Consider the following 12,717-nt stretch of genomic DNA (forward strand, 5'->3'; position numbering starts at 1 on the left):
GGATTGCGGATGCACGCGGACAGTGTGTCCGCTGAAGATCCAATGTAGGAGTGGGCTTGCTCGCGATAGCGGTGGCCCGGCCTGACCTCATTTCGGATCAACATGCCTGACACGCTTCATCACCACCACGAAAAACACCGGCACGAACACCACCGCCAGCGTGGCGGTGATCATCCCGCCGATCACCCCGGTGCCGATGGCCTGCTGGCTCGCCGAGCTGGCACCGGTGGCAATCGCCAGCGGTACCACACCGAGGATGAACGCCAGCGAGGTCATGATGATCGGTCGCAGGCGCAGGCGTGCGGCCTGGAGCGTGGCGTCGATCAGGTCGTGGCCTTCGTCGTACAGGCTCTTGGCGAACTCGATGATCAGGATCGCGTTCTTCGCCGACAGGCCGATGATGGTAATCAACCCGATCTTGAAGAACACATCGTTGGGCATGCCGCGCAACGACACGGCCAATACCGCGCCAAGCACACCCAGTGGCACCACCAGCAGCACCGAGGTCGGGATCGACCAGCTTTCGTACAGCGCCGCCAGGCACAGGAACACCACGAGCAGCGACAGGCCCAACAGGATCGGCGCCTGGCTGCCGGACAAGCGTTCCTGCAAGGACAACCCGGTCCATTCCTGGCCCAGGCCCGTCGGCCCCAGGGCCACCAGCCGTTCGATTTCGGCCATGGCTTGCCCGGTGCTGTAGCCCGGTGCCGGTTCGCCGGAAATGCTCACCGCCGGATAACCGTTATAGCGGGTCAATTGCGCCGGCCCCTGGGTCCAGCGGGCCTGGACGAATGCCGACAACGGGACCATTTTCCCGCTGTTGTTGCGCACGTGGATCTTCAGCAGGTCCTCGACCTGGCTGCGCTGGTCGCCCTCGGCCTGGACCACCACCCGCTGCATCCGTCCCTGGTTGGGGAAGTCGTTGATGTAGGCTGAACCCACCGCCGTGGACAACACGCTGCCGACATTGGCAAAGGAAATGCCCAGGGCATTGGCCTGCTTGCGGTCGACCTCCAGTTGCACCTGCGGCGCCTCCGCCAGGGCGCTTTCTCGCACATTCATCAGCATCGGGCTTTTTTCGGCGGCGGCGAGCAGTTCGCTGCGGGCCTGCATCAAAGTGGCGTGGCCGAGTCCGCCACGGTCCTGCAAACGGAACTCGAAACCGCTGGAGGTGCCCAGGCCATCCACGGGCGGCGGCAGCACCGAGAACGCCATGGCGTCCTTGATTTGACCCAGGGCCAGGTTGGCTCGGTCGGCAATCGACGCCGCCGAGTCCTCGGCGCCACGTTGCGACCAGTCCTTGAGGGTGGTGAAGGCCAGGGCTGCGTTCTGTCCACTGCCGGAAAAACTGAAACCGAGAATGATCGTGCTGTCGCCGACCCCCGGCTCGCCAGCGTTGTGAGCTTCGATCTGCTCCACCACTTGCACCGTCCGGTTTTTGCTCGCACCCGGTGGCAGCTGGATGTCGGTGATGGTGTAGCCCTGGTCTTCCACCGGCAGGAACGAGGAGGGCAGGCGGCTGAACAACAGGCCCATGCCCACCAGCAGCACGCCGTAGATCAGCAGATAACGGCCGCTGCGTTTCACCGCATAGGCCACCCACCCCTGATAGCGGTCGCCGAAGCGGTCGAAGCCACGGTTGAACCAGCCGAAGAAACCGCTTTTGGCGTGGTGATCACCTTGGGCGACCGGTTTGAGCAAGGTCGCGCAAAGCGCCGGGGTCAAGGTCAGGGCGAGAAAGGCCGAGAACAGGATCGACGTCGCCATCGACAGCGAGAATTGTTGGTAGATCACCCCCACCGAGCCCTGCATGAACGCCATCGGAATGAACACCGCCACCAGCACCAGCGTGATGCCAATGATCGCACCGGTGATCTGCTCCATGGCCTTGCGCGAGGCCTCCTTGGGCGACAAGCCTTCCTGGGCCATGATCCGCTCGACGTTCTCCACCACAACGATGGCATCGTCCACCAGGATACCGATGGCCAGCACCATGCCGAACATGGTCAGCACGTTGATCGAGAACCCCAGCGCGAGCATCGTCGCGAAGGTGCCCATCAGCGCTACCGGCACCACCAGGGTCGGGATCAGGGTGTAGCGGATGTTCTGCAGGAACAGGAACATCACCGCAAACACCAGCAACATCGCCTCGCCGAGGGTGTAGATCACCTTGGTGATCGAGACCTTGACGAACGGCGAGGTGTCGTAGGGAATCTTGTATTCCACGCCGGCCGGGAAGTAGCGCGACAGCTCGTCCATCTTGTTGCGCACCAGGGTCGCGGTGTTCAGGGCATTGGCACCCGGCGACAGTTGCACCGCCACCGCGGTGGACGGCTTGCCGTTCAGGCGCGTGGAAAACTGGTATTCCTGACTGCCGATCTCCACCCGTGCCACGTCGGCGATGCGTACCGTCGAGCCATCGGGATTGGCTTTGAGCACAATGTCGGCGAACTCTTGCGGCGTGTTGAGCTGGCCTTTGACGATGATGGTCGCGGTGATTTCCTGGGTGCTGCGGCTCGGCAACTCCCCCAGGCTGCCAGCCGACACCTGGGCGTTCTGCGCCGCGATGGCGGCATTGACATCGGCCGGGGTCAGGTTGAAACCGACGAGTTTCTGCGGATCGATCCAGATCCGCATGGCGCGCTCGGCCCCGTACAGTTGAGCCTTGCCGACACCGTCCAGGCGCTTGATCTCGTTCATCACGTTGCGTGCCAGGTAATCGCTTAGGGCCACGTCGTCGAGCTTGCCGTCGCTGGAGGTGAGGGTAATCAGCAACAGGAAGCCGGCGGAGACTTTGTCCACTTGCAGGCCCTGCTGCGTGACCGCTTGCGGCAGGCGCGACTCCACCGCCTTGAGGCGGTTCTGCACGTCGACCTGGGCCAGTTCCGGGTTGGTCCCGGGTTGGAAGGTCGCGGTGATGGTGGCGCTGCCCAGGCTGCTTTGGGATTCGAAATACAGCAGGTTGTCGGCGCCGTTGAGTTCTTCCTCGATCAGGCTGACTACGCTTTCGTCCACGGTCTGCGCCGAGGCGCCTGGGTAGACGGTGTAGATCTCGATTTGTGGCGGGGCCACCACCGGGTATTGCGCCACCGGCAGTTGTGGGATGGCCAGGACACCGGACAACAGGATGAACAACGCGACGACCCAGGCGAATACCGGACGGTCGATGAAAAATTGCGGCATGGCTTAGTGTCCTGCCTGTGGCCCGGGAACCTGGGCGAGGGGAAGTGGAGAGTCGTCGATCCGGACGTGCTCGCCGGGACGGGCGTGTTGCAGGCCTTCGATGACGATGCGGTCGCCGGGTTTCAAACCGTGGGTGACGACCCAGCGATCGTTTTGTGCGGCGCCCAGTTGCACCGGTTGCTGGCTGACCTTTTGCTCGGCGTCCAGCAGCAACACCTGGGCGATGCCGGCGCTGTCGCGCAAGATGGCCCGTTGCGGCACGGTGATGCCCTGGCTGTTGACCGCCTGTTCCAGGCGCACGCGGATGAAACTGCCCGGCAGCAGGTCCAGGTCGGGGTTGGGGAACTCGCTGCGCAGGGTGATCTGGCCGGTGCTCGGGTCGACGCTGAGGTCGGTGAACAGCAACTTGCCGGGCAGTGGATAAGGGCTGCCGTCGTCCTGGATCAAGGTGGCCTTGGCCTGGCCCTGGCCGACCGCTTGCAGTTGCCCTGCGCGAAAGGCGCGGCGCAAGTCATTGAGTTCGCGGGTCGATTGCGTGAGGTCGGCGTGGATCGGGTCCAGTTGCTGGATCAACGCCAACGGCGTGCTTTCGTTCTGCCCGACCAAGGCTCCTTCCGTCACCAGCGCTCGGCCGATGCGCCCGGATATCGGCGCGGTCACCGTGGCATACCCCAGGTTCAGTTTCGCCCGTTCCACCGCGGCCTTGCTGGCGGAGACGTCCGCGGCCGTCTGGCGCACGTTGGCCCTGGCGTTGTCGTAGTCCTGGCCACTGATCGCCTTGTCGTCGATCAACTGGGCGTAACGTTGTGCCTGCAAGCGGGCCTGGAACGCATTGGCCTCGGCCTTGCGCAACGCCGCCTCGGCACTGTCCAGGTCGGCCTTGAACGGCGCCGGATCGATGCGAAACAGCACCTCGCCCTGTTTGACGTCCCGGCCTTCGTGAAACACCCGCTGCAAGACCACGCCGGCGACCCGCGCCCGGACTTCGGCGACCCGTGGCGCGGCGATCCGGCCGCTCAGCTCGTTACTGATCGACAGTGGCCGGGCCTGGACCGTTTCGACACGCACGCTTGCCAGCGGGGCGGAGGCTTGCGGGTTCGAAGCGCTATCACAGCCACTGAGCAGCAGCGCGCCGATCAACAGACCCAGTGTGACGAAAGGAATCTTGGACATGGTGCTTCCCCAATATTGAGCCGCCCATGGTAGGGATCGAGGCCAATGCCAGGGGTGAAGCTTTGTAGGCGCTCTGTGAAATTGTGTAAGCGCACAGGCCGCTAGATCCGAAAATGCCCCACCAACTGCTGTTGATGGTTGGCCATGGCATGCAACGAGTGGCTCGCCTGCGACGCTTCTTCCATCCGGCTGGTCAAGGTTTCGCTGATTGCGCGAATGTCGCTGACGCGATGGCTGATGTCTTCCACGACAGCGCTTTGCTCCAGGGCGGCGCTGGCGATCTGTTGGTTCATGTGTTCGATCACTTCCACGGCGTCGGTGATGTGTTGCAGCGCCACATGGGTCTTTTCGACTTGAGCGACACTGTCCCTGGCCTGTTCGCGGCTCAGTTGGGTGCTGTGCACGACCTCCTGGCTCAACTGTTGCAACGCTTCGATCACCGTGCGTATCTGCTCGACCGAGTTCTGGGTGTTGCTGGCCAGATGGCGAACTTCGTCGGCCACCACGGCGAAGCCGCGCCCCTGTTCACCGGCCCTGGCCGCTTCGATGGCGGCATTCAAGGCCAGCAGGTTGGTCTGCTGGGCAATGGCACAAATCACGTCCAGCACCTGGCCGATGTGTTGACTGTTGCCGGCCAGCGCCTGCACTTGCTCGAGCGTGGTTGCCAGGCGCCGGTCGAGGCTGTCGATGCTGGTGACCGCGTTGGCGAACAACTCCCGCCCCGATCGGCTGGCGCTTTCGGCGACGGTGGCGGCATCGGCCGCCTGGTGGGAATGGCGAGCCACCTCTTGGGCGCTGGTGCTCATTTCATGCAAGGCGGTCGCTGCCAGCTCGACTTCCCGGTACTGCGTTTGCATGCCGGCGCTGACTTCCCGGGCCACCTGTGCTGACGTATCGGCGGTGTTGCGGGTGTCCAGGGAGGCTTGCTGGATATCGCGGATAATGGGCTGCAACTTGTCGAGGAAGCGGTTGAACCCTCTGGCCAGATGGCCCAATTCATCGTGGCGGTCGTTGGGCAGGCGTGGGGTGAGGTCGCCGTCGCCTTCGACAATCGCATCGAGCATATGCGCCACCCTCAGCAGCGGCCGGGTCACGCCGTAAGCGGTGAGCCAGATGAGCAACAGTCCCAAGCCGGCAGCCAGCAAGCCCAGGCTGAGGTTGAACCAGTTGGCCTGGCGATGCTTGTCGTCCAGTTGCGCCTGCATGTGCAGGGCTGGTGCTTGCACAAGGGCTTCAGGTACGCGTATCTGCAATTGCCAGGGGCTATTGGCGGCAACGGTTTGCACGGCTTGCCGAACGTCGACCGAGGTGCCGTCAACCGTGCCGCTATGGCCGGCAACTTGCCCTGACGGGGAAAGAATATTGATCTCGCTGTGGCCGGGATACAGGTCGTTGGCCAGGCTGGCGGCCAGTTGCTGGAGAGTATCGAGGCTGATGTCCATGCCCACCACGCCGATGACGTTGCCCTGGTCCAGCAGCGGTATGGAGATGCTGCTCATCAATGTCTTCTGGCCTTCGACCTCGATTGCGTAGGGCTCTGTCACGCAGGTGCGCCCCAGGGTCTGCGGACAGACGTACCAGGCGTTGGCCGGCTCGCTGCCCGGTGGTGCGGTGTTGGCGCTGATCTGGGCTTCGCTGAGCACCTCCTGCACCAAGTGGCCGGGTTGGCTTTGCGACCAGTACAAGGCGAAGCGACCTTTTTCATTGCCGGCCAGATCGCGTTGGCCAATGAAACCGGCGTCTTCACCAACCAGCGCGTCGGGAAACAGCACCACGTAGAAGCCAAGGATTTTTTCGCGGTTCTGGAGCGCTTGGCGGGTTGCAGCAATCAGGTCCCGGCGCAGTTGCCCTGGCGTCAGTCGCCCGTTCCACGCCTGGGCGCGCAGTTGCAGGACCTGTTGGGCAAAACCTTCCCCATAGATCGCGGTTTCGCTGAAAAAGCGCTCCACTCGCTGACCGTGTGCCAGGGCCTGTGCCTGCAGGCCTTCCAGGGCCGAGCGCCCGAGCAGTTGGCTGCTTTGCTGCTTGAGCAGTGTTGCGCCTTGCTGGTTCTGATACAGGGAGGCACCGGTCAATGCTCCGACGACGGCCAGCAGGCACAGCCCACTCAGGAGCGTGATCCGCCATTGGATAGAGAGACGAGCGAAGAACATGCTGAGATTTTCCTGCGCTTAGGGGTTTTTATTGTTCTGTGCCCAGCACTGCTTGAACGACGGGCGAGGCTATCTTGCGGCAGGAAGCGCCTGCCGGTTATCCCGAATCGGCAGCCTTTATGCCCAGGCGTTGGGCAATGCGGTTCCGCCAAGAAAACACAAAACCTGTGGCGAGGGAGCTTGCTCCCGCTGGACTGCGCAGCAGGCCCAGAAAAGAGGGGGCGCTTCGCGGCCCAGCGGGAGCAAGCTCCCTCGCCACAGTTTGTTGTTTGGTCCAGGGACATGGTCAGCGTTACAGCATTGGGCTGACCTGTTTTGGGGCGCCGCCTCGGATGCTGCCGTTTTGGGATAGCGAAGGGTTTTGGCAAGGGCCTAGCATCGAATCCAGCGTACAAGCAGAACAATAAGCTTTTGGACGTCGGCGAAACCGGCCGTCTCCGATCCAGCAACAACTGCCTCATACAATAAGGTCAAGAACAATGAGCGTATCTTTCCCGATCAGCGACTCGACGGAGTTGAAGCGCGGTGCCCTGGGCGTCGGCTTCATCATCTTCTTTGTGATTTCGGCGGCGAGCCCCTTGAGCGTCATCGCCGGCGGCTTCCCCATCGGCATCATGCTGGGCAACGGCGCTGGTACGCCGGCGTTGCTGCTCCTGGCGCTGTTGGTGTTGCTGGCCTTCTCGGCCGGCTACACGGCCATGTCCCGGCACCTGACCAATGCCGGTGGTTTCTATGCCTTCACCTCTCGCGGTTTGGGTGGCCTGGCCGGCGGCGCGGCGGGGGTGCTGGCGATGTTCGCCTACAACATTCTCCAGGTCGGGCTGTACGGCATGTTCGGCGGCGTGGTCAGCGGCACGATGGCCAGTGTCTTTGGCCTGGATTTGCCTTGGTGGACATATTCGCTCCTGGCGATGGCGAGTATCGCGATTCTCGGTTATCGCAAGATCGACCTGTCGGCCCGGGTGCTGTCGGTGGTGGTCATTGCCGAGTACCTGGCGATCCTGACGCTGGATTTCGCCATCCTCAAGACCGGTGGCGACAGCGGTATCAATCTCGATTCGTTCGATCGCAGCCATGTGTTCAGCGGCACGCCGTCCATCGGCTTGCTGTTCTGCTTCGCGGCGTTCATCGGCTTCGAGGCCACCACCATCTACGGCGAGGAGGCCAGGAACCCACACCGTACGATTCCCATCGCCACCTACAGCTCGGTGCTGTTGATCGGCGGTTTCTATGCCCTGTCGGTCTGGGCGATGGTGGTTGGCGTCGGCGCGGACAAGATCGTACCGACCTTGCAGGCGCTCCAGGATCCCACCACGTTCATCTACGGCATGTCCGACCACTTTGTCGGCCCGCACCTGACCCAAATCATCCGTGTGTTGTTCATGGTCAGCATTTACGCTGGGCTGCTGGCGTTCCACAACGCCGCGGCGCGTTATTTCTACGCCATCGGGCGTGACGGTTTGCTGCACAGTCGGTTGGGCACCACCCACCGCGTGCACCAGAGTCCGCACATGGGCTCGGTCTTGCAGAGCCTGATCGCAGCGGTGGTGGTGCTGATCTTCGCCGCGCTGGACGCCGACCCGATCCTGCAATTGTTCGCCTGGTTCTCCAACCTGGCCACGTTGTGCGTGATCCTGCTCATGGCCCTGACCTCGGCGGCGGTATGGGTCTATTTCCGTTCGCACCCGGAGTTGAAGCTGGGGCTCTGGCGCGGTCGGATTCTTCCGGGCTTTTCGTGCCTGGCATTGCTGGCGGTCCTGGTCCTTGCAGTGATTCATTTCGACGTGCTGACCGGCGCCAGCCAGCTGTTGTCCTACGGCCTTTGCGCCGTCATTCCCGTCGCGCTGATTGTCGGCGTGTTCCTCGCCGCCCGATTGCGCAAGTCCTCACCCGAGCGGTTCATGGCGTTGGGCAGCCACAAGCTCTAGGGCGCCACGCGACCACGTCAAACCACACAAAAAACTGCGCTGTCGTTCGGGACGGTCCGGCAGCGCGTGAAAGGAAGATGCTATGCACGATTATCAAATGCTCATCAATGGAGCCCCGGTCGACGGCGAAAACGGCCACTTCGATGTGGTCAATCCGGCGACCGGCACCGTGTTCGCCCGTTGCGCGGCCGGTTCTCTGACCCAGTTGGACCTTGCCGTCGAAGCGGCGCAGTCGGCCTTTATCGAGTGGCGATACAGCAGCCATGAAGATCGCCGCCAGCGCCTGCTGAGCATCGCGGCGGACATCGAGCAGGACGCCGAGTCGTTGGCCCGGCTGATTGTCCTGGAGCAGGGCAAGCCACTGGAACTGGCGTTCTCCGAAGTCATGGGCGCGGTGGCCTGGACGCGTTACGCCGCCGAACAACAGATCCCCGTAGAGTTGGTGGAGGAGACCCCGAGCCAGCGTATTGAACTGCACCGAAAGCCGTTGGGCGTCGTCGCATCGATCACACCCTGGAACTGGCCATTCATGATCGCCGTCTGGCACATCATGCCGGCGTTGCGGGCCGGCAACTGCGTGATCAGCAAGCCGTCGAGCCTGACCCCCCTGAGCACTTTGCGCCTGGTGGAGATCATCGCGCGCCATGTCCCTCGGGGCGTGATCAATAGCGTGACCGGTGAACAAGGTTTTGGCAGTGCGATCACTGCCCATGCCGGCATCCAGAAGATCGTCTTCACCGGCTCGACCGCCACCGGCCAAAGCGTGATGCGCGGCGCCGCTGGCAACCTCAAGCGCCTGACCCTGGAGCTGGGCGGTAACGATGCCGCCATCGTGCTGCCCGGCACGCCGGTCGAGGCGGTGGCCGAAGACATTTTCCAAGCGGCCTTCCTGAACATGGGGCAGACCTGCGCTGCCCTCAAGCGTTTGTACATCCACCAATCCCAGTACGAGGCCTTCGCCGAGGCCCTGGCCGTTATCGCCAGGCGTCAGGTGGTGGGTGACGGCCTGGCGCCTGGGGTCACGTTTGGCCCGGTGCAGAACCTCGAACAACTGATGCTGGTTGAGGAACTGGTGGCGGACGCTCGTGCCCAGGGGGCGCGGGTGTTGTGCGGCGGTGCCCGACTGGACCGCCCGGGCTTTTTCTATCCGCCGACGCTGGTGGCCGATGTGACCGACGGACAGCGCCTGGTGGACGAGGAACAGTTCGGTCCGGTGTTGCCCCTGATTGCCTATCAGGATGTCGAGGATGTCCTGCGCCGCGCCAATGCCGGCGACATGGGCCTGGGAGGGTCGGTCTGGGGCAGCGACAGCGAGCAGGCACAGGCATTGGCCAGTCGCTTGGAATGCGGCATGGCCTGGGTCAATTGCCATGCGCAGATCCAGCCGAATACGCCGTTTGGTGGCAGCAAGATGTCCGGGTTCGGCGTCGAGTTCGGCCTTGAAGGGCTGCTGGAGTTTACCGGCCAACAGCTGTTGTACGTACGCAAGCGTGAAACAGAGTGAGGACTGCAACCATGTACGAGCACTACAAGACAGCACAGAAGAAGTTCTGGCATCCAATGAGTTCTTCGGCACCAGCCAACCGCTCCAAGACGTTGATCATTGCCCGTGGCGACGGCAACTACATCACCGATATCGAGGGCCATCGCATGCTCGATGGTGTAGGCGGCCTCTGGAACGTGAACGTGGGCCATAACCGGCCTTCGGTGAAAGCGGCCATCGCCGCGCAACTGGACGAACTGGCCTATTACCAGACCTTCGACGGCATTGCCCATCCGCGGGTGTTCGACCTGGCCGAGCGGCTGACGTCGATGTTCGCCCAGGAAAACATGGCGCGGGTGCTGTTCAGTTCCGGCGGTTCCGATGCGGTCGAGACGGCCCTGAAAATGGCCCGCCAATACTGGATCGCCAGCGGCGAGCCAGGGCGCACGCGTTTCTTGTCGTTGCGCAATGGCTACCATGGCGTGCACGTGGGCGGCACCTCCGTGGGTGGTAATGGGGTCTATCACTACAACCACGGGCCGCTGTTGGCGGGATGTCATCTGCTCGATACGCCGTGGCTATACCGCAACCCCTGGGACTGCCGCGATCCAGAAGAATTGACCGCTCACTGCATTCGCCAGTTGGAAGACCAGATCGCGCTGCTGGGTCCGCAGACCATTGCCGCATTGGTCGCCGAGCCAGTGCAGGGTGCCGGTGGCGTGATCGTGCCGCCGGCGCATTACTGGAAGAGGCTGCGTGAAGTCTGTGATCGCTACGGCATCTTGTTGATCGCCGATGAAGTGGTCACGGGGTTCGGTCGCACCGGCTGCATGCTCGGCAGTCGAGGCTGGGGCGTTGCGCCCGACGTGCTGTGCCTGGCCAAGGGCATCACCGCCGGCTACATCCCCATGGGCGCCACGGTGTTCAACCAGCGCATCGCCGATGCCATCGAGAACGGACCGGGTTTCAGCAGCGTGATCATGCATGGCTACACCTACAGCGGACACCCGACGGCGTGTGCGGCGGCCTTGGCGGTGCTGGACATTGTCGAAGCCGAGGACTTGCCGGCCAATGCCGGGAAAGTCGGTGCCCAATTGCTGGAGCACCTGCAGCCGCTGACCGAACGTTATGCCGTGGTGGGCGAAGTGCGCGGCAAGGGTTTGATGATCGCCGTGGACCTGGTGGCGGACAAGGTCACCCGCGAGCCGCTTGACCCGGCCAACGGCCTGGCTTCACGCATTGCCGAGCACGCGCGCCGCGCCGGCGTACTGGTGCGTCCGATAGGCAACAAAATCGTGATGTCGCCACCGCTGACCCTCACCTCCGACGAGGCCGCCATGATGGTCGCTGCGTTGGACGGCGCGCTCGCTGACTGCCACTAGCCTGTAGGCCGGCGCAGTGTGCTGCGCCGGCTCCTGAATATAAAGACAGCCTTCAAAGGCGCACCACAAGGAGCTCCCGCCATGCGGAACCTATCACGTATGGAATTTTTCGGCGGTGGCCTTGCCTGTACGCTGGCCTTTTGCGCCGCGAGTCAGGTCCAGGCCTATGCGTTGTATGCCGATGACGACACTCACATCAACGCCGACATGCTGGCGGTGTTCGGCCATTTCAACAGCCGCAAGAACTATGACGGCAGGCCCGGCGGTTCAACCTGGCGCGAAGGCTTCATCAAGTATGGCGTCAGCGGCGACCAGGGCCTGGCCGGCCATGGCACCGCCTACGGGGCGTTCAGCCTGGTCAGTTCCGCCACCTGGGGCGATGGCGACGCGGCCGGCAATACGCTGGGCAGCGAGCGCACGACGAAGATCGAAGACGCTTACCTGGGCTGGCGCTCCGCCGGTCTGTTCCCCGTGCTGGGACAGGACGGTGTCGATATTTCCGGCGGCCGGCAGGTGGTCAAGCTGGGCAGGGGGTTCTTGATCAACGATGACGGGCCGAACCTGGGCAAAGGGCCTGCCGATGGTCGCTTGAATCGCGGAGGTGCCTATTACCTGGCCGCCCGGCACGCCTTCGATCAGACCGCCGTATTGCGTCTGGGCGGGCAGGAGGGGCTGCATGGCAGTGTGGTCTGGCTCAAGTCCGACAACCGTGCCCAGGCCGAAACCGAACTGGCCGCTGGCACGCTGGACTACACCGCCAAGGCCGGGACATTGGGCTTGACCTGGATCCATGGCCTTGATGTGAGCGACCAGTGGGCCAGCGATTTCCAGAAGCAACGCAAGGGCATGGACGTCTACAGCATTCGTGGTGAAGGCGATGCGGGCATCGAGAACGCCAGCCTGGCATTCGAATACGCCTGGCAGGACAAGGACGCCGGCCCGCAGAACGCCTGGTACGCCGAGGCCGGCTACACCTTTGCCAATCTCGCCTGGGCACCCAAGCTGACGTACCGCTATACCCGCTATTCGCAAAAGTGGGATTCGCTGTTCACCGGGCAGAGCACGGGTTATGGCACGTGGTTCCAGGGTGAAGTCGCGGGCAATTATGCCGGGCCCTTCAACAGCAACACGGGCATTCATCATGTCGGCTTGACCGCCAAGCCGATGGAAAACCTGACCCTCGGTGCGTTGTACTTCGATTACAACACCGTACGTAAAGAGAACGCCCTGAACCTGGATGCCCGTGAGCTGGATGTGTATGTCGAGTGGGCCGTCAACGAGCATTTGATCGTCACCCCGCTGATCGGCCTCTACAAGCCGGATCGGGATGCAACGACGGGGGGCAATCAAGTGACGGGCAATGGCACCAACGTGTACAGCCAGGTGACGGTGGCCGTGCCGTTCTGAGGCAGGAG

Annotated in this window: 7 protein-coding genes and 1 pseudogene; 4 read left to right on the forward strand and 4 right to left on the reverse strand. The window is 63.0% G+C overall.

Features of this window, described 5'->3' with window-relative positions; translation table 11 throughout:
• Nucleotides 1–87 precede the first annotated feature (87 nt).
• The 4 genes and pseudogenes from BT125_RS21220 to BT125_RS30075 form a co-directional block, all read right to left on the reverse strand.
• Nucleotides 88–3,183, reverse strand: a complete 3,096-nt coding sequence (locus BT125_RS21220) for an efflux RND transporter permease subunit (protein ID WP_072409986.1) — start codon at nucleotides 3,181–3,183, stop codon at nucleotides 88–90.
• A 3-nt stretch (nucleotides 3,184–3,186) separates the two neighbouring features.
• Nucleotides 3,187–4,356, reverse strand: a complete 1,170-nt coding sequence (locus BT125_RS21225; protein ID WP_072409988.1) for an efflux RND transporter periplasmic adaptor subunit — start codon at nucleotides 4,354–4,356, stop codon at nucleotides 3,187–3,189.
• Nucleotides 4,357–4,457: 101 nt separating this feature from the next.
• Nucleotides 4,458–5,213 (reverse strand): methyl-accepting chemotaxis protein, encoded by a 756-nt coding sequence (locus BT125_RS30070; RefSeq protein ID WP_371857821.1) that lies wholly within the window; start codon nucleotides 5,211–5,213, stop codon nucleotides 4,458–4,460.
• Nucleotides 5,214–5,315: 102 nt separating this feature from the next.
• Nucleotides 5,316–6,509 (reverse strand): annotated as a pseudogene (locus BT125_RS30075) (HAMP domain-containing protein); the annotation flags it as partial.
• 479 nt (nucleotides 6,510–6,988) lie between these two features.
• Here BT125_RS30075 and BT125_RS21235 point away from each other — a divergent pair.
• The 4 genes from BT125_RS21235 (at nucleotide 6,989) to BT125_RS21250 (ending at nucleotide 12,709) form a co-directional block, all read left to right on the forward strand.
• Nucleotides 6,989–8,437, forward strand: a complete 1,449-nt coding sequence (locus BT125_RS21235) for an APC family permease (RefSeq protein ID WP_072409992.1) — start codon at nucleotides 6,989–6,991, stop codon at nucleotides 8,435–8,437.
• Between the two features lie 82 nt (nucleotides 8,438–8,519).
• Entirely contained in the window at nucleotides 8,520–9,941 is a 1,422-nt protein-coding gene (locus BT125_RS21240) for an aldehyde dehydrogenase family protein (RefSeq protein WP_072409994.1), read from the forward strand.
• 11 nt (nucleotides 9,942–9,952) lie between these two features.
• The gene (locus BT125_RS21245; RefSeq protein ID WP_072409996.1) at nucleotides 9,953–11,302 is read left to right on the forward strand and encodes an aminotransferase class III-fold pyridoxal phosphate-dependent enzyme; all 1,350 of its coding nucleotides are present in this window, start codon (nucleotides 9,953–9,955) and stop codon (nucleotides 11,300–11,302) included.
• An 81-nt stretch (nucleotides 11,303–11,383) separates the two neighbouring features.
• On the forward strand, nucleotides 11,384–12,709 hold the full coding sequence (locus BT125_RS21250; protein WP_072409998.1) for a hypothetical protein: 1,326 nt from the start codon (nucleotides 11,384–11,386) through the stop codon (nucleotides 12,707–12,709).
• Nucleotides 12,710–12,717 lie beyond the last annotated feature (8 nt).

The sequence above is a fragment of the Pseudomonas sp. NFACC04-2 genome (assembly GCF_900119265.1).
GTDB classification, from domain to species: domain Bacteria; phylum Pseudomonadota; class Gammaproteobacteria; order Pseudomonadales; family Pseudomonadaceae; genus Aquipseudomonas; species Aquipseudomonas fluorescens_AA.

What these genes read in the sequence shown, in the direction of transcription:
- BT125_RS21220 (WP_072409986.1), bottom strand. Translation starts at nt 3,183, where the DNA reads ATGCCGCAATTTTTCATCGACCGTCCGGTATTCGCCTGGGTCGTCGCG.
- BT125_RS21225 (WP_072409988.1), bottom strand. Translation starts at nt 4,356, where the DNA reads ATGTCCAAGATTCCTTTCGTCACACTGGGTCTGTTGATCGGCGCGCTG.
- BT125_RS30070 (WP_371857821.1), bottom strand. Translation starts at nt 5,213, where the DNA reads ATGCAAACGCAGTACCGGGAAGTCGAGCTGGCAGCGACCGCCTTGCAT.
- BT125_RS21235 (WP_072409992.1), top strand. Translation starts at nt 6,989, where the DNA reads ATGAGCGTATCTTTCCCGATCAGCGACTCGACGGAGTTGAAGCGCGGT.
- BT125_RS21240 (WP_072409994.1), top strand. Translation starts at nt 8,520, where the DNA reads ATGCACGATTATCAAATGCTCATCAATGGAGCCCCGGTCGACGGCGAA.
- BT125_RS21245 (WP_072409996.1), top strand. Translation starts at nt 9,953, where the DNA reads ATGTACGAGCACTACAAGACAGCACAGAAGAAGTTCTGGCATCCAATG.
- BT125_RS21250 (WP_072409998.1), top strand. Translation starts at nt 11,384, where the DNA reads ATGCGGAACCTATCACGTATGGAATTTTTCGGCGGTGGCCTTGCCTGT.